We start from the raw sequence: 25,578 nt of genomic DNA, 5'->3' as shown, positions 1-25,578 counted from the left end.
ACGGCCAATTGTCAGGCCGTACGCCCCCGCATAAAGTAAACGGCCACTCCGGCAAATAAAATACTGGGTAATAAAGCTCCCAGAATAGCCGGAATTTGATAAACCTGAGCCAACGGACCAAAAATTTCATTACTCACATGGAAGCCAAAACCAGTAATAACACCAAGTAATATTCGGGCACCCATTGTTGTTGAGCGCAGCGGGCCAAAAATAAAAGACAAGGCCACCAACAGCATAACCGCTACCGTTATCGGCGCGAAAAGTTTCCGCCATAAAGCCAACTCGTAGCGCTCCGCAGATTGCTGATTACTCTCCAGGTAGGTTAAGTAGTCCAACAGCCCGGTAATAGAAAGCGACTCTGGTTTTATAGTCACCACTCCAAGTTTGTCCGGCGTTAAACTCGACTGCCAAACCATACTAGGCTTTTCATCACGTAACATTCGGATATCATCAAGCTGAGTTACAGTTACCTGCTGCATGCGCCATTTGTCACCACTGAAATTAGCGGTCCGGGCGTAAGTTACTTTTTGCAACTCACGATTGTCATTAAAGTCGTAAATTAATACGTCGTTAAGCCGTCCGGTATCCTCTACTTCGCCAATATTGATAAAGTCCGAGCCATCTTTTGCCCACACTCCCTGCTGAGCAGATATTAAGCTACCGCCGGAAATAGCCTGTGAACGTATGGCCCGGCCCTGAGCTTCCATAGGCGGCGCTATCCACTCTCCAATGGCCATAACCGCGACCATCATAATAATAGCTGACTTCATTACCGCGCCAATAATATTTAAACGCGACCGCCCGGCGGCCATCATGACCACCAGTTCCGAGTTACTGGCAAGCATCCCCACGCCAATGAGCCCGCCGAGTAAAGCGGCCATTGGAAAGAAAGTTTCAACATCACGCGGCAGGCTGTAAAACACAAAGAGTGCCGCATCCATAACATTGTAGTCGCCGCGACCCACCGCTTTAAGCTGCTCGACAAAGCGGATTAACGAGGAAAGCCCGGTTAATACGGCCAGACTTAAAAGCGATGTCCGTAATACGGAAAGCCCAATGTACTTATCTAAAATACTAAACATCAGTGCCCCCGCGCAGCGCCAAAGCGCAAGTTTGCCAGTAATCTCAATCCGAGCGGACGCCCCTTACCTACCAGAGCCAGCCCAAAAATCAGCAAAATGAAATGTATCCACCACAAGCCAATAATAGGCGGAATAACGCCGTCCCGAATGGCTGACTTAGCTGCCATCAGCAATAAAAAGTATCCCAGATAAATAAGCAGAGCCGGCGCCATTCTTCCGAATTTGCCCTGACGCGGGTTTACCCGGCTTAGCGGCACAGCAATAAGTGTCAGTAGTGGCATTGCCAACGGAATAGCAATACGCCACTGCAATTCTGCAACCGCTGCAGGTTCCTTTCGCGATAACAGTTCAACAGTTGGATAGGCCTCAAGTTTTCTTAATTGCTCACTTGCCTGCTGCTCTTTAATTTGCAATTGATAACTGTCGAACGACATCATCTGATAGCTGTCATCATCGCCGGCATAACGTTTTCCCTGGCCCAGTTCCAGCCACTGCGATCCCGTTGTTTCACTAATCACTTTGCCGGTTTTGGCCATCACCACACTACCAGACTGTAACTCGCCCTGATTGTGCGTATGCTGCGCAACAAAAACTTCTTCCAAATCACCCTCATCGCCAACACTTTGTACAAAAATAACCGCCTTCTGGTTGCTGGCTTGCTGAAATCGCCCCGGCATAAGCGCGGTAAGTCCGCTTTCTGAACGAGCTTTATCTTCTAGTTTTTGCTCCTGATCAAGCGACCATGGCACCAGCCACAAAGTAAAAGACGCGGTGATAATAGCCAGAATCAGTGAGAGCACCAGAGTCACTCGAGTTACGTACCACTCACTGACGCCACAAGCGTGCAAAACGGTCATTTCATTGTCGGCGTAGATACGTCCGTGAGCCAGTAAAATCCCTAAAAACAGGCTAAGAGGCAAAATAAGTGACAATAATGCCGGCAGGTTCAACGACAACAGCTGAAAAATAATAGCGCCCGGTATGTCCCCTTCTGACGCATCCGATAACACACGGACAAATTTCTGACTGACAAAAATTGTCATCAGGATAAAAAGCACAGCAAGCTGCGACTTCAAGGTTTCACTGATCAAATATCGGAATATGCGCACTGGCGTTCACTCATAACTTAGGTTTTTACTGGAATAGCTGTGATTTTTAAGTAAACTTGTTATTTTAACAACAAAGTGTCTTTATAGCGAAACTATAGCAGGCATTGAAGCCACCTGAAACAGGAGCACTGTCATGGAGTTCAGCGTCAAAAGTGGTAATCCGGAAAAACAACGCTCTGCTTGTATCGTTGTTGGCGTATTTGAACCTCGTCGTCTGTCTGGCGTTGCCGAACAATTAGACAAAGTCAGTGATGGTTATTTAAGCAACCTATTACGCCGCGGAGACCTCGAAGGTAAATCCGGTCAGGTTTTGCTGTTACATCATGTCCCGAATATTCTTGCCGAACGAGTTTTACTGGTCGGCTGTGGTAAAGAACGCGAACTCGATGAGCGTCAGTACCGCCAGATTATCGCTCGTACTATGAACACTTTGAACGAAACAGGTTCAATGGAAGCGGTGTGCTTTCTTAGTGAACTGCACGTTAAAGGTCGCGATACCTACTGGAAAGTTCGCCAGGCGGTAGAGTCTGCACGGGCAACATTGTACAACTTTAATGAGCTCAAAAGTAAAAAAGAAGAGCCTCGCCGCCCGTTACGCAAATTGGTTTTTAACGTTCCAAGCCGTAAAGAACTGGCTTTGGGCGAACAAGCTGTGCAGCATGCATTAGCCGTGGCAACCGGAATGGATATTTGCCGCAACGTAGCAAATATGCCGCCTAACATTTGCACGCCTCGTTATCTGGCCGATCAAGCCAAATTAATGGCTGATAATTACGACAATTTAACGGTTGCCACGGTTGAAGAAGCCGAAATGGAAAAGCTGGGTATGAATGCATACTTAGCGGTAGGCCGGGGTTCCGAGCATGAGTCAGTACTCACATTAATGCATTATAAAGGCGCAGCCGATGATCAAGCTCCCATTGTGCTGGTTGGTAAAGGTCTGACATTTGATTCTGGCGGTATTTCAATTAAGCCCTCCGCCAATATGGATGAAATGAAATACGATATGGGCGGCGCAGCTGGTGTTTTAGGTGCCATGCAGGCTCTGGCCGAATTGCAGCTACCTATTAACGTTATTGGCACGGTCGCCGGTTGTGAGAACATGCCAGATGGCAAAGCATACCGCCCGGGTGACATATTAACCACGATGAGCGGCCAAACCGTTGAAGTACTCAATACTGACGCAGAAGGCCGACTGGTATTGTGCGATACCCTCACTTATATTGAGCGGTTTGAACCTGAATCGGTGATTGACTTAGCGACTCTCACAGGCGCCTGCGTTATTGCTTTAGGCAGTCATGCTTCTGCCGTGCTCAGCCAGCACAACCCGCTAGCACACGAAATTCTGAATGCAGCCCAGCAAAGTGGCGATAAAGCCTGGCGCATGCCGCTTTGGGACGAGTATCAGTCGATGCTGGACAGTCCTTTCGCGGATATGGCGAATATTGGCGGTCGTGAAGCTGGTACTATTACTGCTGCCTGTTTCCTCTCGCGTTACACTAAAAAGTACAACTGGGCGCACATGGATATCGCAGGTACTGCCTGGCAAGGTGGTAAAGACAAAGGTTCAACGGGGCGCCCGGTTCCACTGTTAACTCAGTTCTTAATTAACCGGTGCAACACCGAGGCAGCTGAATAAAATGTCGTCAGCCACCTTTTTCTTAATGCCGGACGAAGCTGAAGATGAGCAAAACCGGCTTATCTGCGATAAGATAGCGCAACTGTACCGAAAGCATAAAAAGTTGCGGGTCTGGGCGCGTAATCAGCAGCAGGCTGAAGCTTTGGACGAACTCTTGTGGCAACAACCAAGTGATGCTTTTATTCCGCATAACTTACACGGCGAAGGCCCGGCCACTGGTGCTCCGGTAGAGTTTTGCTGGCCTGAGGCGGATGCAGTAAAAAACCGTCCGGGTTATGCACTGTTTAACCTGGCGGAAGAGATTCCGGTACAAGCCCAGCAGAGCCAACAGCTCTATGACATTGTTCCAGCCGATGACAATGGCAAAAAAACAGCTCGCGAGCGTTACAAACATTACAGGGCGCGCGGTTGCCAAATGCAAACCGAGCCCCTGACATCCGAACAGAAGTAAGGTCATTATGGATAAAACATACTCCCCTGCAGCGATAGAACAAGATCTCTACCAACAATGGGAAGACAAAGGCTATTTTAAGCCTTCAGGTAAAGGCGATCCCTACTCGATTATGATTCCGCCGCCCAATGTTACCGGCAGTCTGCATATGGGTCATGCCTTCCAACACACGATTATGGATACGCTTACCCGTTACCAGCGCATGGACGGCCTTAATACCCTTTGGCAAGTAGGTTCTGACCACGCCGGTATCGCCACGCAAATGGTTGTTGAGCGCCAGTTAGCGGCTCAGGGACAAACCCGTCAGGAGCTCGGTCGTGACGCGTTCATCGATAAAATCTGGGAGTGGAAAGAACAATCGGGCGGCACTATTACCCAACAAATGCGCCGCCTGGGCGACTCAGTAGACTGGGATCGCGAACGTTTCACTATGGACGAAGGCCTTTCAGATGCGGTCCGTGAAGTGTTCGTAAAACTGCACGAAGACAACCTGATTTACCGTGGTAAGCGCCTGGTAAACTGGGATCCTGCTCTGCAGACCGCTATTTCTGACTTAGAAGTCGAGAACAAAGAACAACAAGGTTATATCTGGTATTTACGCTATCCGCTCGCCGATGGTGAGAAAACGGAAGACGGTAAAGACCATTTGGTGGTCGCGACCACCCGCCCGGAAACCATGTTAGGCGATGTTTGTGTTGCCGTGCATCCCGACGACGAGCGTTTCGCTCATTTAGTCGGTAAATTCCTTGAGTTACCTATTGTTAACCGCCGTATTCCGATAGTTGCCGACCATCACGTTGACAGCGAATTCGGTACCGGTTGCGTAAAGGTAACCCCGGCACATGATTTTAACGACTACGAAATTGGCAAGCGTCATCAAACTGGCATGATTTCCATTTTTGATGACACGGCTCATGTTATGGCAAAAGCCGGCCTTTACACCAGTACGGGTGAAACGCTTGAAGAGCTGAACGGATTTAACGGTATATTACCTGAACAGTACGCTGGTAAAGAGCGTTTCGAGGCTCGTAAACAGCTTGTTGCCGAATTTGACGAGCTTGGTTTACTGGAAAAAATTGAAAAGCACACCAACAAAATACCTTATGGCGACCGTGGTGGTGTTCCTATTGAACCGCATTTGACCGACCAGTGGTATGTCCGCGTTGAACCTATGGCGAAACAGGCTACGGCAGCGGTTGAAGATGGCCGCATTGAGTTTGTGCCCAAGCAGTATGAGAACATGTATTTCAGCTGGATGCGCGACATTCAGGACTGGTGTATTTCGCGTCAGTTATGGTGGGGACACCGCATTCCGGCATGGTACGACGAACAAGGCAATGTCTATGTTGGTCGCACCGAAGAAGAAGTGCGGGAAAAACATAATTTAGGCGATACGCCGTTACAGCAGGACGAAGACGTACTGGATACCTGGTTCTCTTCGGCGTTGTGGACGTTTTCGACTTTAGGGTGGCCCAAAAATACCGAGGACTTAAAAACCTTCCATCCGACCGATGTGCTGGTTACCGGTTTTGACATTATTTTCTTCTGGGTTGCCCGCATGATCATGATGACCATGCACTTTATGAAAGACGAAGAAGGCCAACCGCAAGTACCGTTTAAGAAGGTCTATGTGACCGGTCTTATTCGTGACGAGGAAGGCCAGAAGATGTCTAAGTCTAAAGGTAATGTATTAGATCCGCTGGACATGATTGACGGCATTAGTGCTGACGAGCTGGTCGCTAAACGTACTGCGAATTTGATGCAGCCTAAAATGCGCGAGAAAATTGAAAAGCGCACCCGCAAGGAATTCCCAGAAGGTATCACCGCTCACGGAACCGATGCACTGCGTTTTACATTAACTGCGCTTGCCTCAACAGGTCGCGATATCAATTGGGACATGAAACGCCTGGAGGGTTATCGCAACTTCTGTAACAAGCTGTGGAACGCCAGCCGTTACGTGCTGATGAGCACCGAAGAACATGACTGTGGGCTTGAAAACGACGATATGACCCTGTCACTGGCAGACGAATGGATCATTGCCCGTTTTAACAGCACAGTAAAAGATTTTCGTCAGGCTTTGGATACCTACCGTTTTGATCAGGCTGCGGCTATTGCGTACGAGTTTACCTGGAACCAATTCTGTGACTGGTATCTGGAGCTCACTAAACCGGTGCTGCAAAATGGTACTGAATCACAGCAACGCGGTACCCGCCACACACTGGTGAATGTTTTAGAGCAGTTACTGCGTTTACTACACCCGGTTATGCCTTACATTACCGAAACTATCTGGCAACGTGTTAAACCGCTGGTTGGTAATACAGATGATACTATTATGCTGCAGCCGTTCCCGCGGGTTGAGGACAACGTCAGCCATCAGGCAATGCAGGACATGGAGTGGCTTAAGCGCGTTATTTTGGCTATTCGTAATATTCGCGGTGAAATGGACTTATCACCGAATAAGCCGCTACCGCTGTTACTCTCAAATGCCGATGCAATGGCAAAAGGTCGTATTCAAAACAATGAAAGCTTCCTGAGTAGCCTGGCAAAACTGGAGTCTATTGAGTTTATTGAAAGCGACGATGACGCACCAGCCAGTATGACTGCGCTGGTTGATACGTTGAAGCTACACATTCCAATGGCCGGTTTAATTGATAAAGAAGCTGAGCTGCAACGTCTGCAAAAGTCTATTGAGAAAGCGAATAAAGAGTGGCAGCGCCTGAATGGCAAGTTAAGCAATGATAACTTTGTCAGTAAAGCACCTGAAGCGGTCATTGCCAAAGAACGTGAAAAGCTTTCAGAGGCTGAAACAACGCTAAAACAGTTGCAGGAGCAGCAGGACAAAATTAAAGCTCTCTAATTTTGTACGACGCCATTGCTGAACAAAAAAAGCCCGGATCATTAGATTCGGGCTTTTTTCTAAAGTTATCTATTCTAAACAAAACTATTGCTTTAATTACCAATAAAGGCTGAGAGAGGCTCATTCCTCTCCATCATCTAAGTCTTCATCGTCAAGTTCTTCGTCTTCAATCAGCGTGCCCCAGCCGTCGTATTCAACTTCGCATTCGTCAGCAATAGCGGCTATTTCACGCACCTGACGGTTGAGAATATCGTTATCAAGCTCAGCGTCGGTGACCGCCATAAACGCAAACCAACGCTTGCCACGTTCGTCTTCAAACTCGTCGGCATCGTCCACATGATACCCCTGCTTAACCAGTTCAACAGCGGCTTTTTCCAATTTGGTGAAGTCCTGGCTGGCTAAGTGATGTTCAATTTCATACAAGAGTTCTGTTTCTGCACCATCAGCAATCAAAGCCTGTACAGTTTCTTCACTTTGCGTAAGTAGATCATTAAGATCTCGACTCATGTTTTTTCCTTTTTAGCCTGTTCTTGCTCAATGCTCGCGTTTAACTGCTTAATTTTATCATCCATTTTTTGATGACAGTGAGCACTTAATTCACGTAGGTTCTCTCGCTGATAATTGGCAATTCTCACCGGTTCAAGAAACGCCACTTTTAACACACCGTTGTTCCAGCGGTTCATCTTTATCTTACCGTGTAATTCAGACACGCAGACCGGCACGACATCCACCTGGGCACGAAAAGCAGTATGAAATGCACCGTTTTTAAATGGCAACAAACCACGCCCGTAACTGCGAGTGCCTTCTGGAAACATCCATACCGAAATATCGCGCCGCTTTATTACATCAGCCGTCTGCCCGATTGTGCCATGGGCTTTACCGGCATTTTTTCTGTCTATAAGGATATTGCCTGCCAACCAGTAGAGCCAGCCGAAAAAGGGGATCCACCTAAGGCTCTTCTTGCCAACAGTCACCGTATTTTTTGGCAGCATTGCTGCTATGGTGAAAATTTCCCAGCTATTTTGATGATTACAAATAAAGACATAAGGCCCACCCTTTTCGATATCCGGGTGCCGGCTGACCTCAATTCGCATCCCCAAAACCCGTATTGCCCAACCAAAGATATGGGCAAAACGATAGGTATTGTTACGGTGAAAAGGGCGGACAATGCAAAACAAGCAGCCTACGACACCAAACACCACAACAAAACCGCCAAGAAACAACCATCGCAACAAGGCTAACATTCAAACTCCCCAATTAATCCTTGTTTTCCTCAACCACTATTCCGTCGACACGTTGTAACCCGCGCGGCAGTTTATTGCCCCGGCGACCACGTTCTCCGTAATAATGTTCTAAATCAGCCGGCTTCAGAGTCAGTTTGCGTTTACCTGCAATCAGGGTAATAGCGGCATCCGGCGCGGCGGTAGCTAAAGCAACCACATACTCCTCGCGGGACTGCGCTCTTAAGGCCGGAATACTGATTAACTTATTCCCTTTTCCTTTGCTCAACTGGGGTAAGTCTGCAACCGGGAACACCAACATCCGACCCTCATTGGAAATAACAATGACTTTGTCGTGTTGCAGGTCATTCACGTTATTCGGCGGCAGGATCTTAGCCCCGGTAGGTAATGTAATAATAGCTTTACCATTTTTATTACGGCTGACTAAATCACTAAACTGACAAACAAACCCGTAGCCTGCGTCAGACGCCAGCAGCAAATGGCTTTCATCTTTTGCCATTAAAACATGCTCGACATTCTCACCAGCAACCAGACTGAAACGTCCGGTCAGAGGTTCCCCCTGACTCCGTGCCGATGGAAGTAGATGTGCCTCACAGGAGAAACTCTTACCTGAGCTATCAAGAAAAACGACCGGTTGGTTACTCTTCCCTTCAGCCGAAGCAAGATAGCTGTCGCCCGATTTATAACTGAGCTTATCACCCTCGATATCATGACCTTTGGCTGTACGTACCCAGCCTTTTTTAGAGAGCACAACAGTGACCGCTTCAGCAGGTGTTAAGTCTCGTTCGCTTAGCGCTTTTGCTTCAGAACGTTCAACAATAGGCGAACGACGTTCATCACCATAATTCTCAGCATCCGCCAGCAATTCTTTCTTAATCAAAGTTTTCAGACGACGATCAGAGCCCAGCAAGGTCTCAAGCTTTTCTCGTTCTTTATTCAATTCATCTTGTTCGCCAGTCAGCTTCATTTCTTCCAATTTAGCTAAGTGGCGTAATTTCAATTCAAGAATCGCTTCAGCTTGCTTATCGGTAAGCGCAAAGCGACTCATCAGTTCTTCTTTCGGCTTGTCTTCTGTACGAATAATCTCAATAACTTCATCAATATTCAGATAAGCAATGAGTAAGCCTTCCAGAATATGCAAACGCGCCAGCACTTTATCTAAACGATGCTGCAAACGGCGGGTAACAGTGGTCTGACGGAATTCCAGCCACTCCTTCAAAATGCCCACCAAAGGCTTCACTTTTGGCCGACCGTCTAAGCCGAGAATATTCAGATTAACCCGATACTGCTTCTCTAAATCGGTGGTAGCAAACAAGTGGTTCATTAACTGTTCGGTATCGACTCGATTTGAACGCGGAACCACAACCAACCGGGTCGGATTTTCGTGGTCAGACTCATCCCGCAGGTCAGATACCAGAGGAAGTTTTTTCGCCTGCATCTGATGCGCTATTTGCTCTAAAACCCTTGCACCTGAGGCTTGGTGTGGCAGCGCCGTAATAACAATTTCGCCGTCTTCAACGCTGTAACAAGCTCGCATTTTAATGCTGCCACGCCCGGTTTCATACAGTTTGACGATGTCTTCCGACGGCGTAATGATTTCTGCATCCGTCGGATAATCCGGACCCTTCAACACTTCCATTATATCTTCAAGCTGGCTGCCGGGCTTTTCCAGTAACATCGCACAAGCATTTGCTACTTCACGGGCATTGTGCGGAGGAATATCCGTCGCCATACCAACAGCAATGCCGGTAACGCCGTTCAATAATATATGAGGTAACCGCGCGGGCAGAACCTGTGGTTCTTTCATGGTACCGTCGAAGTTCGGTATCCAGTCAACTGTGCCCTGACCCAGTTCACTCAGCAGCACTTCGCTGAACTTAGACAACCGGGCTTCGGTATAACGCATAGCCGCAAAAGACTTAGGGTCATCCGGAGAACCCCAGTTACCCTGACCATCCACCAGAGGATGACGATAGGTAAAGGGCTGCGCCATTAATACCATTGCTTCATAACAGGCGCTGTCACCATGCGGGTGGAACTTACCCAGCACGTCACCCACGGTACGAGCCGATTTTTTATATTTTGCTAATGCAGACAAACCCAGCTCTGACATTGCGTAAACAATGCGTCGCTGTACCGGTTTCAGGCCATCGCCAATATTTGGCAGTGCCCTGTCCATAATTACGTACATGGAGTAATTAAGGTAGGCCTCTTCGGTAAAGCGACTCAGTGGGCGGGTTTCTGTAACTTCCGTCGTCATTCTGACTTCTCCTTGCTCACAAGTGCTTACAGTTCAGCTGTACCGTAAGCCATAAAGTGACAAAATTCATTAGCGATACGCCAAGCTTATTCGCACGTCGCAGCCCCACCTTAAAACAATAAGCTGACAAAAAATGCAACAAATAAACCATAAAGTGACAAAAAAAGACGCTAAACCGTCACGTACTTTTTAGCGTAGCATCGTCTATCTTTTTGAAGTCTGATGCAAGAGTAAGTAATTAACTATCTACTATAAACCTTTGAATGTTAACCCGCCGAGCGTATAGCTGACCTGAGAACTATAAGGCCACTATGTTAACACCTAACTAATTTTACTTAAGCGATCTGATTAAAAATTAAAGTAAAACGTTTGAATTAGAAAATGCGGTAACAGACTTTGCTCCACGTGACAGCGCTACGTACAGGTTCTGAGCGTTCAAACTTCCAGCATCCAATAAAAGACAGTGATCTGCCTCCAGCCCCTTTAACAACAAAGTCGACCCAATTGCACGGGAGGGTATACGGCTATCACCTTTATGTCGACGCTGTTCCCTTATTATTTCAGCAGCTTGCTTTGTGGTTTTAGTTGGCTCACTAGCACTCAATGAAACAGCGCTTTTCAGTGCCGTAAATGCACCTCTTCGGAATAACCTTGTATCAGGACTAACCTCAAGACAACCTAATAGATTGCCAATAGAGGCTTTATCACCGGATTCAATAACATCTTTCATGGCTTGTTCGACTGGAGTAGGAGGCGTGCGATTGCGACCTGCCAATATTGAGGGCATTCGCTTGAGCACGCTTGCTTTTCCTACCCCAGTCATCATTGATGATGCAGCGGTAAGGACATGATTTGCCAGCTCCTCACCACGCAAGTTGTCGATCTGGGAAGAAATATGCGTCACATCACCCAAATCAACCGGCTCAACAACATCAATACCTCGCGATAGACTTGCGAAGTTGTGTCTCGAACGTGGATTTCTTGAATCCCCGATGACTAATAGTGAATGGCTAGGATCGTTACTATTTCGTATGTGATACTGAGTTTCCGTCTGCTTTTGGTTGTCAGTTTGTGGATCGCCAGTTAACTGAACCCAATGTACGAAATCCGGACAACTTAAAAGATCTATAGATCTTCGATGCAATAAAGACTCCCGGCAATCGAGAATCCACTGTCCTAAAGCAGGCGTTCCCGAATTTATCCATCGCCACGGAGTGTTTAACTCCATAATGACCGGAAACCTCGACTTAACGTCACCATCCCAAGACGGCATAGGCCCACCAAAGTTGAAGATACACTGCATCGGATCTCCAAAGATTGTGGTTGGTAAGACGTCAGAAAGCGAACATATCAACGCATGTTGGTCAGCATCACAATCCTGATACTCATCAACTAGAAGGCGAGTGTATGATGCCCTAATGATTTCAGATATATGACCTGGAGCTAGGTACTCTTGAACCTTCCTTCTCAACTCTGGATAAAAAACTCTTGGGTTATCGGGTGTCGCACCCACATTACAGGATGTCGGAAAGATATTTGAGACCTGTCGTGCCCACCCGTCGATAGTAGATACAACATAATTTTTATTAGGGACCCCGAGGCGTTTCAAGCGTTGCTTCAGCGCAGCTACACCAGCCGTAGTGTGCGTTAGGACCAGATAAGGTTTGTTGTCTTTAACAGCCAAAGTTTCGGTTATTAAATGTGTTTTTCCACACCCAGCTGGAGCAACAATCAATCCTCTACTAGAACCTAACACGGCTTCAACACTCACTAGAGAGCTCCCATCGACTTTGCCCATGCGAATAAGTCGCTTACAGGTTGCTTAAATTGTTGACCAAAATTGGGGTACTGTGGGGCAATTATAAAGCGAGCGATATTCTCGGCGGGCTCAATATCTTTATACCATGCCCCTTTTCTACTCTTAGCAGATTTAGCGAGTACAGGCCTCATCGTATCGTCAAACCTATTGAGGCAGTCATCGAGAGAAATTTGATTCCCCGAAAATTCTTGTATATTCGAGTTTATTGAATCGTGACCTTTCCGCTCAACAGCCAAATTGAGTAGAGCAGGAATAACCTCTGCTGGACAATTATCAAACAACGCGTCTTCGGTTGAAGAATTATTTCCCCATTCAAAAACTTGGATACCGAGCGCTTGGGCCTCACCAGTGCTGACTACGTGTTCTGCATATTTATCTGAGTCTTTTAGTATTGCTGTTGAATAGCCAAGGCTTCTGAAAATCTTAGCTCGCGTAAACATACTATCACCGCCGCCATCAGCACAGAAAGTCCCGCACGACTGAATGGTCGCAACATCCGTATCTTGACAATAAAGATCAAGACCTCGGGTCAATCCAATCTCTGTTTTACCCTCACAAACAATAACAGACCGAGCAAAAAAAGCTTCGGCGCACACACGTAAAGTACTTTGTTGTTCATCACCACCAGTCAACGAATATATCAAGTGAGAACAGTGCACATGCGGAACCGGGAAAGGGGCGGCAGTTGCTTTTCGTATTACATGGAGCTGCGCAGCCTGAAGCTCTCTCAAAACATACGGCGAGTGTGTTGTGATAAAAACCTGCTGTTTAGGATTAACCGATTTTGAGCCAAGCTCATTTAACAGTCTTGATATTCGATATGGCTCTAGTCCGTATTCCGCCTCATCTACAATGAAGATGTTTGATGTACTAGTGGACTTTTGAAGTCCGCTAACTAGTAGTCGCGCCGATCCTGTTCCCAGCTGGCGCAATGGAGTATTGTCACTATTATGGAGACTAATAGCTCCATGTGATAAAGAAACGCTATTAACATCAAGCAATGCTTTTAGATCACCAACGGGTACTCCAAGATTGTTGGCTAGGACTTTAACTTTGCCAAGTACGTTCTCAATTCCTTCAACCTCATGCCCTGAAAACGTTTGCCGAGCGGTTCTGCTCAGCTGTGCCAGTGTTGATGACATATCAATGCCATCTTCTGAAAATTTATTTAAAACTGACCTTCCACCCCAAGCCAAATGATGGTTGGATGCGACACCAAGTCTTGCCGGTGCAACGAATTCCCGATGCTTCCATGGAAGTCTTCGCTCAACTCCCTCCGCTTCCGCTCGTTCTGAATAAAGTAACCAATCAGCATCCAAATCTTCCGCGACAGTTAACTTTAGAGTAAGTACAATTTCCTGATCGGCCTGAGGTTCGTCCGAGATTGCTCCTGAGTTTGAGTCAAAGCTCCTCAAAAACATCCCGTAAGCATCAATATTTTTTAGCTCATCACTCAATGCGCCAAGAGTTACCCATATCTCAATGGGATTGGTTGTATCAAGATTAAAAAAATCTGCGTCAGTGAACGGATAGGACCGTCTAGCTCCCAAAGCAAGATCAATCGCATCAAGTACAGTGGACTTTCCGGAATCTCCAGGACCAATAAGGCAATTCAATCCAGGCTTGGGTAGCCACTCAAGATCTTTTATTACCCGGAAGTTTTTTACGTGAATATGTCTTACTTGAGACAAGAGATAATCCTTATGAGTATTCTGTTATCAATTATGGATGTTTATCTAAGCCACATTTTTTCAAATCTGGCTTTAGCAAAAAAGTTCCAAGATTCGAACTAGATCGAAAGTACGCATTCGTGGGACGCTACAAGCACCCGCAGTTGCTTCTGATCTGGAGCACAGCGAAAAATAGCCGAAAATATTAGCTTGTTCACCTTTATACAGGCTTGACTCTATCCTTCACTTGAACATCTTCAAAAGCTAGCGCTTCACGCTCTGGCTCTTCTATAGTCTCACGTTCAGCAGCAAACGAGACTAGCAATCCACCAATGCCAGGGTTTGAAGTTCTCCGAATAACTCTTCCTCTCGAAACACTACGATTTGATTTTATAGTCGCCATTTTTCGTTGGACATGGGTCACAGAACCCGTCCCCCTAACAACCTCAAGATTTCCAAGGCTCTCGCCAGTCTCAGGATCGATCAACTCTTCTTGATCGACGTAGTAGACTAAAAATTGATCGCCTTTCGACACCCCATCTTCGCTTCCACGGTTAATCACCACTGTATAGTCATCAATGACTTTTACGACAGAAGCAGGATATTTTGACAATGTAGATTCTTCAGACATTTATGATGGCCTCCACCAGAAAACCGGGTACCGATGATTTAACGACTAACTTCTTTAGTTCATCTTTAGAGTTTTGCTTAATCGATTCAGATTTCCCCCCAAAGTCATAATCATCGAGCACAAGCACTTGAACCTTTAGATCGTTTTGCACATTTATGACTTTACCTACCCCTACCAATCTCTCTACACCATCATCGAGGTAGTAAATTGATACAATGGCGTCATATGAAAATAGTGGTGTTGGTTCAACCAAAAAAAGTGCAAAAGCTTCCGGGAATGCCTTGGGCGGTTCTTTAACATAAATAACTTTTGGAAGTCTAACTATCTGGTTTTCATTCGCTTCCCAAGCAGCCCTAGCGAAAATAACGAGCAGCATAAAACCTATACTCGTAATAACGATAAACCAACGCAACTCGATGGTGTCCGTTTCAGGTGCGAAGAAAAATGCTAGAACGGCTATGGCCAATCCTATAAAAGCCACTACTGGTCCCCACGAACGAATCGCGCACGACCAAATCAAATTACCAAATGAGTTAGCTTTCATTGCTTCCTTATTAACTGTCTAACGTCTGTAGTAGGTACAGCTATATAATGAGAGCGATGCAGCTTAGGATAGTCGTCGCTGTGGCTGCGCTTGTTATTCTTATTTAATTCTACGCACATCTGCTGAAGTACCCTCCACTTTCATTTTATAACCAGCCCCAGCATCGTAAACTAAAGCCTCTGGCATGTATGAGTAAGTGTATTCATAACTGTAAGTACACTGTTGCCATACTTGTCCATTAGTAAGCTCGTATACCGTTTCTCCTTCCCAGCCTTTAAACTCACCATTTATTTGTGATTCGACAACGTCGGATATTTGTCGAATTGGTACAATTTGATTTTGCCCTTCAACTTGGAGATAAAAATTTCCATTCGCGCTAAGGATGTTAACTCGTGGGCAATACGCATAGTGGTACCAGTAGAGATATTGAGCTTGAATCCAATATGTACCATCCATGAGCTTGAAAAGGATTTCGTCATCAAAACCTTCAAAATCGCCGTCTATTTGAGCCGTTTTTACAAGTTCATAGTTACTCATTGATGCTCCTTGCGTGAGAAGGTATAACCTTCGGGTATGGCCGTTCGCACATCAGGCGATTGACTTAGGTGCTTTATTTTATTTTTAAACCATCGATAGAGCCAATACCCCTAACAAAAAACCTGAATTACAAAGCAATTGACCCATACACAGTTTCACTCTAATAGGCGAATAATATCAAATTGTTATTTTTTTATGTCATCGACAATAAACGACTTAAATACACAACTCAAGAACAAATCGCGCGATGTTAATGAGCAAGGCGAACAACATAAAGCCTCACTATTCTTTAGAAGTAACAACTTTATTAAACAGGTATTATGGTCGCTAGCCAGCATCAAGTCATTGCCTCTATCGTTCTTGAATACCTCATACACTATTACACTAGGGGTTGGCTTGCGCACCGCCAACCGATTTTCAAAGCACACAGAGGCTCTGCGCCCGATCGCGAATAATCAATTCCTCAATACATCCTTTGAATTAACCAGCAGCAGATTAAAGTTTTGGTCCGACGAACGAATAATGCCACCGGTATCTATCCTCATGAATCTCAAGAAATAGTGAACTAAAGCTGTTCTTACATTAATAACGGTTCGGCCGTTGGTCATACCAAAGTCCATTTCTACAGGGCTTTTGTACTTCAAACTTGGATGCGCTATCAACTCCAATTTGGAAGTGCCTTGCCACTTCTCATCAGCTAACGCACTCTCGCATTCCAGTAATTCCTTTTCCAGTTCTTCAGCAGATTCAATCCGAGAGCCTATATAATCGGTAAATTCGCCGGCACTTCGGTCGAAGGCTCTAACTATCCAATACTCACCGACGTTTGCGATCGCGTGTGGCACAATTTCTCTTTCAGTCACACCAGATTCAGCACAGTGATAAACGATTAAAAGCGCTTTATTTAAAGCAATTGCTCGTGACAAACGCCCAAGGAATCGTGGTGCAGGAGCAGAAAGAAACTGGGGGCTGATTACCCAATCTGTTTTCTGTTGCTGGTTACTCAGTCCATAGCCAAATCCTTCGGATAGCCATTTTAAAACTGTGCCAGCATCATGCTCAAATAGAGGTTTAAAAGTATCTTTCCGATAGTAAAACTTATCGTGGTGCCGCAAAACGGCGTTATCTGGTGACAGTGCATTATAGATCCGGAAATCCCTTGAGCAGCTCGCGGGACCAACACCGAAGCACTCGATTAGCGTATTCCTACTGACCTTTCCAATATATTCTAAATTATAGTCAATAAATGCTAAGCGCTCTCGCTGCGCATACTGTAGCTGCTGAAATTCGTGGATTTGTTTACTCATTGGCGCATCTTTTTTGTTGTTATTGACCAAAGTTAACGCATTACCGTAAATTCCGCGAATATTTTGATAGGACCTTTTAAGTGATATTTAAATGATACGATCAATTTAATAGCATCTTTTTAAAAAGATCCTATACTTTTCGAAATCCTACTTGGCAACGGTCAAATAAATGCAATTCCTCGTTAGTCCCAAACCTCATAAAGATGAGCACCTTTTGGCGTTTCTGATGCGGATTAGCTGGCTCAATCATCGTCCCAGCATTCGAGATGTGATGCATATTTGCGAAATAGACACTAAAAACCAAAGGATCCCTTATCGCAAGTTGGTTTACGGCGATTTTGAGCTTCCAAGGCTTGCCAAAGCTCTCCGTTGTGATGCAAAAGCTATTAAGTCAAACGCAGCCCGATTTGAGAACGGTATCATTGACTTGCTTGGACAGTCTTACCCGGCGGACATGCTCGACTTTTCCCACCCCAAAATATGTCATGAGTGTATTAGTGAATTCGGATACATGAGTGCACTTTGTTCATTATCTATTCTAAATTCTTGCCCCTTACATAGGTGCGCTCTATCAACCCACTGGATGTCTGGTCAGAAGTTGAAATGGGCGGACCGCGATTTCTTTAGCAGAGTAAAAGACGAGCTCCACATCAGCTCAGCCAACGACGAATTATCAATTAAACTAAGTAAATCGCTGGCATTAGCATGCTCGAACAGTTCTTTAATCGACATTTCCTCAACGTTCAGATCACTTTCTCTTTGTGATGCTCTTTTACTGATTCGCTTTATTTTTAAATTCGCACCTGAACATGAGAAATACTCCTCCCCAGCGTCTGCACCCAGAGAGATATGGGGTAATATATACAGCAGACTTAGTTCACATCCGAACGAGGTAACACGGATCTTCAAATCTTATGAACGCCAGTCCAAGTGCGTAGATGGGGGAGAGGGACTCAGAGTCAAATTCCCCGGCTTGTATGACGAGCTTTATTCAAGCCAACACTCTAAAAGCCGCGCCTACGATCTTCTAAAGGCAGAGTTCGAAACATTCATATCTGGAACCTCATCTACCATTTATTTGTGGAACCCTAACCACAGATTAATATCCGAAGATTGTGTCACGAGAATTTCATGCAAAAAAGTCATGCAAGTGCTTGGCATCCGCCAACGAGGATTAAATCGACTTATAGACGCGGGGTTGCTTGAGCAGCCGCTAACAACGCGTAAGGGCTTAAGTTTGATGGATAAAAGAGAAGTCATGAACTTTGTCACACTCAAGCCTTATTTTATAACGATGTCTGAGCTTTGCAGGCAATTAGATGTCGGTCACGATGTCGTAAAGTCACTTGTAAAAGTCAATTTGATATCGCCTGTAGCAAAACCAGATAAGCATTGCAGAGACTGGATTTTCGACCTTCGAACAATTAAAAACTTAGTTGAACAACTTAAGCAACGAGCCTTGTCGTGCGCTAAGAACAAGAAATTAGAAGGCGCCGTTTCGATCAAAGCAATGCAATTTAGAGGCAAAACCATTGCGTCATGCATCGAAAATATGCTGTTCGGGAGGCTGGGCTACACATTTACTCCGGACAGAAATAAAGCATTGTCTTTGAAGCAGTTTCACCCAATCATAACGCATACATCACCTCCGACCATGCAAGGGTATCTGCACCCTTGGGAGGTCTCGAAAATTCTGGACGTGAATATCAATGCTGTTTACGACTTGGCTAAAAGAGGGTTTCTTGATTCATCAACAGTGAAGCTCCCATCTCAAACACGCCCAATCAAGGTTATCAACTCAAAATCTCTGGGAAAATTTACTGCCGCGTACAAGCTCAAACCTAAGAACCGTAAAAACCTCAGTTGTGTCAGTGGGCCGAGAATTGATGGTGGCGTTGTATGCATATATCTTCGACAGGAGGAACGCGAGTAATGTGCGAAATCGATTCTGTAATGGACACCAAGGGGATCTGGTTAGGCGACCTACTATCTCAATCAGAGAGAATTGAAATCGAGCGTATATGCTTGCATTTTAATTACTCGAAATTATCGGATTCCCAAGTTATTTCGCCACATTCGCCAATTGCTAAACGTGGGTTTGTGCCACCAACTGACACTTCTTCGCAAGCATACTATCAAGTCCTAGCTCACATGGGATGTATTCCAAGCTGCCTTCTATTCGGACTAAGTCTCTCCGAATATCCTCCACGTTCCAAAAGGCTTTTATCTCAAATACACGCGTTCGAATATATGTACCTTGGAGTCGAGTCCTTATTGAACAATCAGACCAATGACAGCTTTCTAAATGACGCTGCCTTTATATTTAAAACTAACGCGATGCTCGACATATTGCGTTTCGTTGTCCAAGAAGCGCCAACCCTGGGCTCAGGTCAGCAAGACCCAAAAGTTATTAAATTTGCCGAGATTTGGTTAAATGGTATGGCTTTCCGGCCTTTCTGAATTAACGGGAGAAAAGTTATGAATTCACTAATTCCGATAACGTCCACCACCATTCCCAACAGACGTGAAGCAATTTTACTAGACCCAGCTCATCTCCAAGGCTGGTTCGGTTACCAAGGTGGATTCCAAATCGCAAAAACGCACATCTCTGTTGGAGCAGAGGATATCTGGACTATTTCGCTCGAAGATTGTGGCCGTAATACAATCTTACTCCGATCATCAGATGTAAAGACCCCAAAAGCGCCCTCTATCGACCTTATTGAGACTTTAGGTTACCAGCTAACCCTTACCCACTGGCAAAAGTTAATATTTCGAACTGATGGTCTTTTGGGCGCTTGTGTAACCTTCCTTATCGACTCGCCCTAAATTTTTGGTTCCATTAACTCTTGAGTGCTTGAGGCGTCCATAAGAAGGTTGCCCCGTTTTAATTCAACTCAAAAGGACTTTGACATCTGTTGGTTGAAAGGCTCGCTTGTATTCAATTCCAAGTTGGTAATAAATTCAGCTAACTATTTTAAGTTTCAGGTAATTTTTCGGCTTTCAAATTCCACGACTTGTCATCCATCAAGAACCTAAAGTAGTCGGCTCCCTCAATTCGTGTAAAATCGTTTTGAGCTTCAACTAGTTTGTTGCGCAAGCCTAAATAGACCTCCTTGATGGGAACCTGAAAGTTAAAAATCGCTAATCCTGGAATTTCCTCAACCGCTATGTCAGGAGCAATGTCTCTAGTCGACCAGGTATATGTCCTCCTTGGATTCTCACAAGCTTTCTCGGTTTCATCAAATAATGACTGTGTCATTTTAACCACTCGGACTTCTTCTTCGTAAACCCAACTGGCATGCTTTGTAAGAAATATCTTTCTTGCTAACGCATTAGTCTCTGGCTCCCTAAGTTGACTAAGATCCCCGAAACCAGAAAGGTATACGCCTTGAATACGCTCCATAACCTCCGGATTAAGAATATGAGCGCTTTTGGTATTGGTATAAACAACATCGCCCGCAGTCACAGGTATCAGGTTGTACTCTTGAGATGACAAGAAATCATCGCTGACATCATAGCCAACTACGAACCCAGAGTGGTCGTCACAGTAATGGGCCCACATAAGAGGGTTATCTGGGGTTCGCGTCAATGATAAGACTACAACTGTATCTCGAAGATCCTCCAAAACTCTTCTCAAGCTCACCGCTTTGGAGTCTGGCCCATTGCTATTAGATAAAAAACTTAGCTCAAAGGGATCATTAAAATTTGGGTAAGCGGATTAAATGGTTGATCTTACCTTTGCATGAGAGTGAGACAGACCGGCATCTCATCGGATTATCTGGTTGATGCTTCACCTACTGCTGGTGCATGTTTCCTTCGCTAATTCCAGCAAGAACCCCACACGCCTCAACTTCCCGGTCATCGTTGCAACTCGCTCTCAGTGAAACGAGTTGTTTCTCAAGCGCTTGCAGAGCGGTTATCTGCGACCGCACATGAGAGATGTGATCATCGAGCAAGGCGTTGACGGCGGTACAAGGCTGATGAGGGTCGTCCTGATAGCTCTGTAGTTCGTGAATCTCAGCCAGTGACAGGCCCAGGATTCTGCAGCGACGGATGAAGGCCAGCCCCTCACCATGCTTCTCGGTATAGACACGGTAACCGTTGTCCTGCCGATCAGGCGGCGGCAACAAGCCCTGCTGTTCATAGAAGCGGATCGTCTGTGTTTCGACCCCTACCAACTGCGCCAACTGACCAATGCGCATCAGCCTCCTCCCCAACGGATTCTTTACCCTATTGACCTTATAGTAGCTTTATAGTTTAAAATGGTACCACAACATTGTTCAAGTGGAGTCGTATCATGAGCAAATCCTGTGGTGGCGCCTGTGGCGGTGATGCAACGTCCGCAGCGGATACCGATATACAGGCCTCCTCCGAGGCGCCAGGGAGATGGGTCAGTGTTTATGCCGTGCCGAAGATGGACTGTCCATCAGAAGAACGAATGATTCGCCTAGCCCTGAGCGGCTTTGAGGAGATTCGAGCGCTGTCCTTCGACTTGTCGAACCGCCGGCTGAAGGTCGTGCATGACGGCGAGGTCGAGCCCGTCACATCGAAACTGAAGACCTTGGGGCTAGGAGCCGCGCTTCAGGAAAGCGTTGCTGCAAATCCGGAGACCATCAAGGCCGCCGAGTTTTCGGCAGCTTCTGCTAAGCAAGAATCCGGGACCCTGCGCTGGTTGCTCGGCATCAATGCACTTCTGTTCGTGGTGGAAATGACTGCCGGTCTGATGGCTCAGTCAACTGGCCTCATTGCAGAGTCCCTGGACAATTTTGCTGATGCGGCAGTGTACGGACTCGCTCTTTATGCGGTTGGGCATAGCGTGAAAAGGCAGGTCCGTGTTGCGCACGTTGCTGGTGTGGTCCAACTGGTTTTGGCTGTTGGCGTACTCGTAGAGGTCGTGAGGCGCTTTGTATTCGGTAGTGAGCCTGAATCGCTGGTGATGATAGCCATCGCATTCGTCGCATTGATTGCCAATACCGCCTGTCTGCTGATGGTATCCAAACATCGAGGGGGCGGAGCTCATATGAAGGCTAGCTGGATATTTTCGGCCAACGACGTGGTGATCAACCTGGGGGTCATCACCGCCGGCGCCCTGGTCGCGTGGACCGGGTCCAATTATCCGGATCTGATTATCGGCACCATCGCGGGGGTCATTGTACTTAACGGTGCCAGACGCATTCTGGCGTTGAAGGGTTAAATAATGCTCATTATTGGCAAAAAGCTCTCGCCGTATGCCCTATTGTCCATATCGGGCCTGCTGGCAGCGTCTGATCAGGCTGTAAAGTGGCTGGTGCAGCAATCAATGGCCTATGGCGAGTATGTTTCGGTGACCCCGTTCTTTAACTGGGTGCACCTATGGAACACCGGTGCCGCATTCAGTCTTTTTGCGAATGGTGGAGGCTGGCAGCGCTACTTTTTTATCGGAATCGCGGTAGTGGTCTCGATTTTTCTGATCAAGCTGATCCTTGAAAATCGTCATAAAGGAGAAGCCATCGCTTACAGTCTTATCCTCGGTGGCGCCATGGGCAACCTGATTGACCGGGTCTTTCGCGGCTATGTTGTGGATTCCTTTGATTTCTATTGGCGAGACTGGCATTGGCCGGCCTTCAACCTGGCTGATATTGCAATTGTCCTCGGTGCCTTACTTTTCGTTTCCAGCAGCTTGTTGGGTAAAAAAGCAAACACCAATGCCGAGCCGGATGGATCTGACTGACACCTACGCCTATACAACACCATGACCGAACTTCCCGACAACATCCTTCACCTGCCGCAATACCAAGTACTGGGCTGCAAATCAACCGACGACGAAATGCACTTCCAGGTGGACGTGCCCGATCCCATCGCCTGCGAGGAATGCGGTGTGCAGGGTGAGTTCGTACGGTTCGGCAAGCGTGACGTTCCCTATCGTGATCTGCCCATCCACGGCAAGCGGGTCACTCTCTGGGTGGTCCGCCGCCGATACACCTGCCGGGCCTGCAAGACAACATTCAGGCCCCAGCTACCGGAGATGGTGGACGGATTCCGTATGACACTGCGGCTGCATGAGTACGTGGAGAAGGAATCCTTCAACCACCCCTACACCTTTGTGGCGGCACAGACCGGCCTGGACGAGAAGACGGTGCGCGACATCTTCAACGCCCGCGCCGAGTTCCTGGGGCGCTGGCACCGCTTCGAGACGCCCCGCATCCTGGGCATTGACGAGCTATACCTGAACAAGCGCTACCGCTGCATTCTGACCAACATTGAGGAGCGAACCCTGCTCGACCTTCTGGCCACCCGCCGCCAGGACGTGGTGACCAACTACCTGATGAAGCTGAAAGACCGGCAGAAGGTCGAGATCGTCAGCATGGACATGTGGAACCCCTACCGGGCAGCGGTCAAGGCTGTGCTGCCCCAGGCCCGTATCGTGGTCGATAAGTTCCATGTGGTGCGCATGGCCAACGATGCCCTAGAGAGAGTGCGCAAGGGCCTCAGAAAGGAGCTGAAACCGTCCCAGAGCCGGACTCTCAAGGGAGACCGGAAAATCCTGCTGAAACGCGCTCACGAAGTCTCAGACCGGGAGCGCCTCATCATGGAGACCTGGACAGGCGCGTTCCCGCAACTGCTGGCCGCCTACGAGCACAAGGAGCGCTTCTACGGCATCTGGGACGCCACCACACGGCTCCAGGCAGAAGCCGCCCTGGACGAGTGGATAGCCACCATCCCGAAGGGCCAAAAGGAAGTCTGGAGCGATCTGATCAGGGCAGTGGGAAACTGGCGCGAAGAGACCATGACCTACTTCGAGACGGACATGCCCGTCACCAACGCTTACACGGAGTCCATCAACCGACTGGCCAAGGACAAGAACCGTGAAGGGCGCGGTTACTCCTTCGAGGTGATGCGGGCACGAATGCTCTACACCACGAAGCACAAGAAGAAGGCACCGACTGCGAAGGTCTCTCCTTTCTACAAGAAAACCATCGGTTACGGACTGCCGGACTTCGCAGAGGAACTCAACTACGGAGTCGATCTATCAACCATCTGAGGGTGGTATCAGATTGATGGGGTGAAGGTGCCCCATCAACCATTAAATCCGTATACCCTAAAATTTTTGGGCTTTCGAAAACCCAACTGACCACTTTTCAGGGCCTTTAAGCCAGAATCATACCCATAGTATTTGTATAAAATCATGGCATCTGTCCCTTTTAAGAATTTCCCCATTTGGGCTAGTTCAACCCATTAGCAGCCTTCACTACAATTCGCTAACTTCTTCCTGCGTTAAGTGCATTGTTTTCAACTTATCTGCATCACTCATGAACCATTCGATCATTTCCCAAGAATCAAGCTCGCTTTCTTTATTGCCCATACTTTTTCTAATTTCCAAAAGTAACTCTCCCATCAATGCTATCCAATGCGATGTTTTTATCATCAATGGACGAGCATCGGCCTCTGTGTGATAGAAAAACTGCATGAGCTTGTTGTAACAGCGAACTACCTCATCATTTGCGACAAGAGATAACTTGAAACCTACACTCCTGTATTCAACCGAGAGCATTTTTGACATTGCCATGTTGTTCTTATCCTTCCCTTTGAACTTTTTATCTAACGAAAAAGCTTCCTCAGAAGTAAACAACAGGAAAAAGGGTTCCAGCAAGGCATTGTAAGTTTTTATGCGATCCTCCCTTAGCTTATCTTCCAGCTCCGAAATACGCGCTCTTTGCGAATCTAGTCTACTCTGATTACTCTCAACTTTTTGCTTGATTACCCAACCGAACCCACCAATTACCGCAAGTAGAAATGGAGTGGCAATCACTGATATGCTTTTAATAAGCTCGAATGCCTCGTTATCCAATGTCGAATCTCCTATTTAGTATTGCCTAACTCCACCAACAAAAAACTTTGTAATGCTCAGCTTTGCTTGCATTCAATGCCTATTTCTTAGGCAGCCCATTGAATGTGTTCTTGATCCAAATATCAAAATTATTGCCTTTTTCAAACGACATAACATCGAACATTTCAGGGTTCACACTCTCAAAGGTATCCTTAAAAGCAGTAAGATCGAACTCGTCCATTTTTTTCAAACTTAATTCTTTGAAATTGCTTTGTGAAATCGGACGACTTGTATCCGATATTTTTCTTGCGCAACTGTATAGGCTTGCCGTTTTTAGTTAAATCCAAGGCTTGAGCAGCACGAAACGCCTCTTCTTTGACTCTGTACACTTTATCATGCAGAGCAAGCCTTATAATTACCTCTCGTGATTGAGGACAATCATACTTTCGTAACTCATTCAAAGCGGACAATCTCGTATTCCAAGAATGTTTTTGATTGGCATCCTTGATTAGTTCATCAATATTTTCAGGAGTATCCTTAATGAAAGGTAAGCGTCACATAAACCACGCCTAGTCACCACTTTGCAGATAGCCTAATTTATCGCCACGTTCTAACCAACGAGGT

The 25,578-nt window shown here is 46.5% G+C and carries 23 protein-coding genes; 8 read left to right on the top strand and 15 right to left on the bottom strand.

Features of this window, described 5'->3' with window-relative positions:
- Positions 1 to 11: 11 nt before the first annotated feature.
- Together lptG and lptF are read right to left on the bottom strand one after the other, a co-directional pair.
- A complete protein-coding gene (gene lptG / locus ACP7H9_RS13005) occupies positions 12 to 1,082 on the bottom strand; it encodes an LPS export ABC transporter permease LptG (RefSeq protein ID WP_011235174.1) in 1,071 nt (356 codons plus the stop codon).
- Positions 1,082 to 2,191 (bottom strand): LPS export ABC transporter permease LptF, encoded by a 1,110-nt coding sequence (gene lptF, locus ACP7H9_RS13000; protein ID WP_439222886.1) that lies wholly within the window; start codon positions 2,189 to 2,191, stop codon positions 1,082 to 1,084. The genes lptG and lptF overlap by 1 nt, the downstream gene beginning before the upstream one ends.
- A 133-nt stretch (positions 2,192 to 2,324) precedes the next feature.
- On the opposite strand from lptF, the gene pepA reads away from it, so the two are divergent.
- The 3 genes from pepA to ACP7H9_RS12985 are packed head-to-tail and all read left to right on the top strand — an operon-like array spanning position 2,325 to position 7,138.
- Positions 2,325 to 3,830, top strand: coding sequence for a leucyl aminopeptidase (gene pepA, locus ACP7H9_RS12995; RefSeq protein WP_011235176.1), 1,506 nt, complete (start codon positions 2,325 to 2,327; stop codon positions 3,828 to 3,830).
- Between the two features lies 1 nt (position 3,831).
- Positions 3,832 to 4,281 (top strand): DNA polymerase III subunit chi, encoded by a 450-nt coding sequence (locus tag ACP7H9_RS12990; RefSeq protein ID WP_011235177.1) that lies wholly within the window; start codon positions 3,832 to 3,834, stop codon positions 4,279 to 4,281.
- 7 nt (positions 4,282 to 4,288) lie between these two features.
- Positions 4,289 to 7,138 (top strand): valine--tRNA ligase, encoded by a 2,850-nt coding sequence (locus ACP7H9_RS12985; protein ID WP_011235178.1) that lies wholly within the window; start codon positions 4,289 to 4,291, stop codon positions 7,136 to 7,138.
- A gap of 120 nt (positions 7,139 to 7,258) precedes the next feature.
- On the opposite strand, the gene rraB is transcribed toward ACP7H9_RS12985, so the two are convergent.
- The 9 genes from rraB to ACP7H9_RS12940 all read right to left on the bottom strand — a co-directional run bounded on the left by rraB (position 7,259) and on the right by ACP7H9_RS12940 (position 17,147).
- On the bottom strand, positions 7,259 to 7,645 hold the full coding sequence (rraB, locus tag ACP7H9_RS12980) for a ribonuclease E inhibitor RraB (RefSeq protein WP_011235179.1): 387 nt from the start codon (positions 7,643 to 7,645) through the stop codon (positions 7,259 to 7,261).
- Positions 7,642 to 8,382 carry a 1-acylglycerol-3-phosphate O-acyltransferase gene (locus tag ACP7H9_RS12975; RefSeq protein WP_011235180.1) on the bottom strand — a complete coding sequence of 247 codons (741 nt, stop codon included), beginning with the start codon at positions 8,380 to 8,382 and terminating at the stop codon, positions 7,642 to 7,644. The genes rraB and ACP7H9_RS12975 overlap by 4 nt, the downstream gene beginning before the upstream one ends.
- Positions 8,383 to 8,395: 13 nt before the next feature.
- Entirely contained in the window at positions 8,396 to 10,639 is a 2,244-nt protein-coding gene (gene parC / locus ACP7H9_RS12970; protein ID WP_011235181.1) for a DNA topoisomerase IV subunit A, read from the bottom strand.
- A 355-nt stretch (positions 10,640 to 10,994) separates the two neighbouring features.
- Complete coding sequence (locus ACP7H9_RS12965; protein ID WP_439222885.1) at positions 10,995 to 12,410, bottom strand: UvrD-helicase domain-containing protein; 1,416 nt, start codon at positions 12,408 to 12,410, stop codon at positions 10,995 to 10,997.
- Complete coding sequence (locus ACP7H9_RS12960) at positions 12,410 to 14,149, bottom strand: ATP-dependent nuclease (protein WP_439222884.1); 1,740 nt, start codon at positions 14,147 to 14,149, stop codon at positions 12,410 to 12,412. The genes ACP7H9_RS12965 and ACP7H9_RS12960 overlap by 1 nt, the downstream gene beginning before the upstream one ends.
- A gap of 199 nt (positions 14,150 to 14,348) precedes the next feature.
- Positions 14,349 to 14,759, bottom strand: coding sequence for a hypothetical protein (locus ACP7H9_RS12955; protein WP_439222883.1), 411 nt, complete (start codon positions 14,757 to 14,759; stop codon positions 14,349 to 14,351).
- Positions 14,752 to 15,303 carry a hypothetical protein gene (locus tag ACP7H9_RS12950; protein WP_439222882.1) on the bottom strand — a complete coding sequence of 184 codons (552 nt, stop codon included), beginning with the start codon at positions 15,301 to 15,303 and terminating at the stop codon, positions 14,752 to 14,754. Before ACP7H9_RS12950 ends, ACP7H9_RS12955 begins: the two co-directional genes overlap by 8 nt.
- A gap of 99 nt (positions 15,304 to 15,402) precedes the next feature.
- Positions 15,403 to 15,840, bottom strand: a complete 438-nt coding sequence (locus ACP7H9_RS12945) for a hypothetical protein (RefSeq protein ID WP_439222881.1) — start codon at positions 15,838 to 15,840, stop codon at positions 15,403 to 15,405.
- A 455-nt stretch (positions 15,841 to 16,295) separates the two neighbouring features.
- On the bottom strand, positions 16,296 to 17,147 hold the full coding sequence (locus ACP7H9_RS12940; RefSeq protein WP_439222880.1) for a WYL domain-containing protein: 852 nt from the start codon (positions 17,145 to 17,147) through the stop codon (positions 16,296 to 16,298).
- 169 nt (positions 17,148 to 17,316) lie between these two features.
- On the opposite strand from ACP7H9_RS12940, the gene ACP7H9_RS12935 reads away from it, so the two are divergent.
- Complete coding sequence (locus tag ACP7H9_RS12935; protein ID WP_439222879.1) at positions 17,317 to 19,080, top strand: TniQ family protein; 1,764 nt, start codon at positions 17,317 to 17,319, stop codon at positions 19,078 to 19,080.
- Between the two features lie 545 nt (positions 19,081 to 19,625).
- Positions 19,626 to 19,973 carry a hypothetical protein gene (locus ACP7H9_RS12930; RefSeq protein ID WP_439222878.1) on the top strand — a complete coding sequence of 116 codons (348 nt, stop codon included), beginning with the start codon at positions 19,626 to 19,628 and terminating at the stop codon, positions 19,971 to 19,973.
- Between the two features lie 148 nt (positions 19,974 to 20,121).
- Here ACP7H9_RS12930 and ACP7H9_RS12925 read toward each other — a convergent pair whose 3' ends face one another.
- Both ACP7H9_RS12925 and cadR read right to left on the bottom strand, forming a co-directional pair.
- Positions 20,122 to 20,709 carry a DUF2971 domain-containing protein gene (locus ACP7H9_RS12925; RefSeq protein ID WP_439222892.1) on the bottom strand — a complete coding sequence of 196 codons (588 nt, stop codon included), beginning with the start codon at positions 20,707 to 20,709 and terminating at the stop codon, positions 20,122 to 20,124.
- A gap of 232 nt (positions 20,710 to 20,941) precedes the next feature.
- Positions 20,942 to 21,349, bottom strand: coding sequence for a Cd(II)/Pb(II)-responsive transcriptional regulator (gene cadR, locus ACP7H9_RS12920; protein ID WP_004364961.1), 408 nt, complete (start codon positions 21,347 to 21,349; stop codon positions 20,942 to 20,944).
- A 95-nt stretch (positions 21,350 to 21,444) separates the two neighbouring features.
- Between cadR and ACP7H9_RS12915 the strand changes: the two genes are divergently transcribed.
- From ACP7H9_RS12915 to ACP7H9_RS12905, 3 genes are read left to right on the top strand one after another with little or no spacing between them, the layout of a single operon-like run.
- A complete protein-coding gene (locus ACP7H9_RS12915) occupies positions 21,445 to 22,341 on the top strand; it encodes a cation transporter (protein WP_159178004.1) in 897 nt (298 codons plus the stop codon).
- 3 nt (positions 22,342 to 22,344) lie between these two features.
- Positions 22,345 to 22,857, top strand: a complete 513-nt coding sequence (lspA, locus tag ACP7H9_RS12910; protein ID WP_004863699.1) for a signal peptidase II — start codon at positions 22,345 to 22,347, stop codon at positions 22,855 to 22,857.
- 21 nt (positions 22,858 to 22,878) lie between these two features.
- Positions 22,879 to 24,168 (top strand): ISL3-like element ISPpu12 family transposase, encoded by a 1,290-nt coding sequence (locus ACP7H9_RS12905; RefSeq protein WP_439222877.1) that lies wholly within the window; start codon positions 22,879 to 22,881, stop codon positions 24,166 to 24,168.
- A 207-nt stretch (positions 24,169 to 24,375) separates the two neighbouring features.
- Here ACP7H9_RS12905 and ACP7H9_RS12900 read toward each other — a convergent pair whose 3' ends face one another.
- Together ACP7H9_RS12900 and ACP7H9_RS12895 are read right to left on the bottom strand one after the other, a co-directional pair.
- The gene (locus ACP7H9_RS12900) at positions 24,376 to 24,975 is read right to left on the bottom strand and encodes a hypothetical protein (protein ID WP_439222876.1); all 600 of its coding nucleotides are present in this window, start codon (positions 24,973 to 24,975) and stop codon (positions 24,376 to 24,378) included.
- Between the two features lie 79 nt (positions 24,976 to 25,054).
- The gene (locus ACP7H9_RS12895) at positions 25,055 to 25,204 is read right to left on the bottom strand and encodes a hypothetical protein (protein WP_439222875.1); all 150 of its coding nucleotides are present in this window, start codon (positions 25,202 to 25,204) and stop codon (positions 25,055 to 25,057) included.
- Positions 25,205 to 25,578: the final 374 nt, after the last annotated feature.

Source organism: Idiomarina sp. ST20R2A10, assembly GCF_051842345.1.
Taxonomy (GTDB): Bacteria; Pseudomonadota; Gammaproteobacteria; order Enterobacterales; family Alteromonadaceae; genus Idiomarina; species Idiomarina loihiensis.
The sequence above is the reverse complement of the archived record's forward strand: the minus strand, read 5'-3'. Positions and strand labels throughout refer to the sequence as shown.

What these genes read in the sequence shown, in the direction of transcription:
- lspA (WP_004863699.1), top strand. Translation starts at nt 22,345, where the DNA reads ATGCTCATTATTGGCAAAAAGCTCTCGCCGTATGCCCTATTGTCCATA.
- ACP7H9_RS12925 (WP_439222892.1), bottom strand. Translation starts at nt 20,709, where the DNA reads ATGTGGGCCCATTACTGTGACGACCACTCTGGGTTCGTAGTTGGCTAT.
- ACP7H9_RS12905 (WP_439222877.1), top strand. Translation starts at nt 22,879, where the DNA reads ATGACCGAACTTCCCGACAACATCCTTCACCTGCCGCAATACCAAGTA.
- parC (WP_011235181.1), bottom strand. Translation starts at nt 10,639, where the DNA reads ATGACGACGGAAGTTACAGAAACCCGCCCACTGAGTCGCTTTACCGAA.
- lptG (WP_011235174.1), bottom strand. Translation starts at nt 1,082, where the DNA reads ATGTTTAGTATTTTAGATAAGTACATTGGGCTTTCCGTATTACGGACA.
- ACP7H9_RS12935 (WP_439222879.1), top strand. Translation starts at nt 17,317, where the DNA reads ATGCAATTCCTCGTTAGTCCCAAACCTCATAAAGATGAGCACCTTTTG.
- ACP7H9_RS12950 (WP_439222882.1), bottom strand. Translation starts at nt 15,303, where the DNA reads ATGAAAGCTAACTCATTTGGTAATTTGATTTGGTCGTGCGCGATTCGT.
- ACP7H9_RS12915 (WP_159178004.1), top strand. Translation starts at nt 21,445, where the DNA reads ATGAGCAAATCCTGTGGTGGCGCCTGTGGCGGTGATGCAACGTCCGCA.
- ACP7H9_RS12985 (WP_011235178.1), top strand. Translation starts at nt 4,289, where the DNA reads ATGGATAAAACATACTCCCCTGCAGCGATAGAACAAGATCTCTACCAA.
- rraB (WP_011235179.1), bottom strand. Translation starts at nt 7,645, where the DNA reads ATGAGTCGAGATCTTAATGATCTACTTACGCAAAGTGAAGAAACTGTA.
- cadR (WP_004364961.1), bottom strand. Translation starts at nt 21,349, where the DNA reads ATGCGCATTGGTCAGTTGGCGCAGTTGGTAGGGGTCGAAACACAGACG.
- pepA (WP_011235176.1), top strand. Translation starts at nt 2,325, where the DNA reads ATGGAGTTCAGCGTCAAAAGTGGTAATCCGGAAAAACAACGCTCTGCT.
- ACP7H9_RS12930 (WP_439222878.1), top strand. Translation starts at nt 19,626, where the DNA reads ATGAATTCACTAATTCCGATAACGTCCACCACCATTCCCAACAGACGT.
- ACP7H9_RS12975 (WP_011235180.1), bottom strand. Translation starts at nt 8,382, where the DNA reads ATGTTAGCCTTGTTGCGATGGTTGTTTCTTGGCGGTTTTGTTGTGGTG.
- ACP7H9_RS12955 (WP_439222883.1), bottom strand. Translation starts at nt 14,759, where the DNA reads ATGTCTGAAGAATCTACATTGTCAAAATATCCTGCTTCTGTCGTAAAA.
- ACP7H9_RS12945 (WP_439222881.1), bottom strand. Translation starts at nt 15,840, where the DNA reads ATGAGTAACTATGAACTTGTAAAAACGGCTCAAATAGACGGCGATTTT.
- ACP7H9_RS12940 (WP_439222880.1), bottom strand. Translation starts at nt 17,147, where the DNA reads ATGAGTAAACAAATCCACGAATTTCAGCAGCTACAGTATGCGCAGCGA.
- ACP7H9_RS12990 (WP_011235177.1), top strand. Translation starts at nt 3,832, where the DNA reads ATGTCGTCAGCCACCTTTTTCTTAATGCCGGACGAAGCTGAAGATGAG.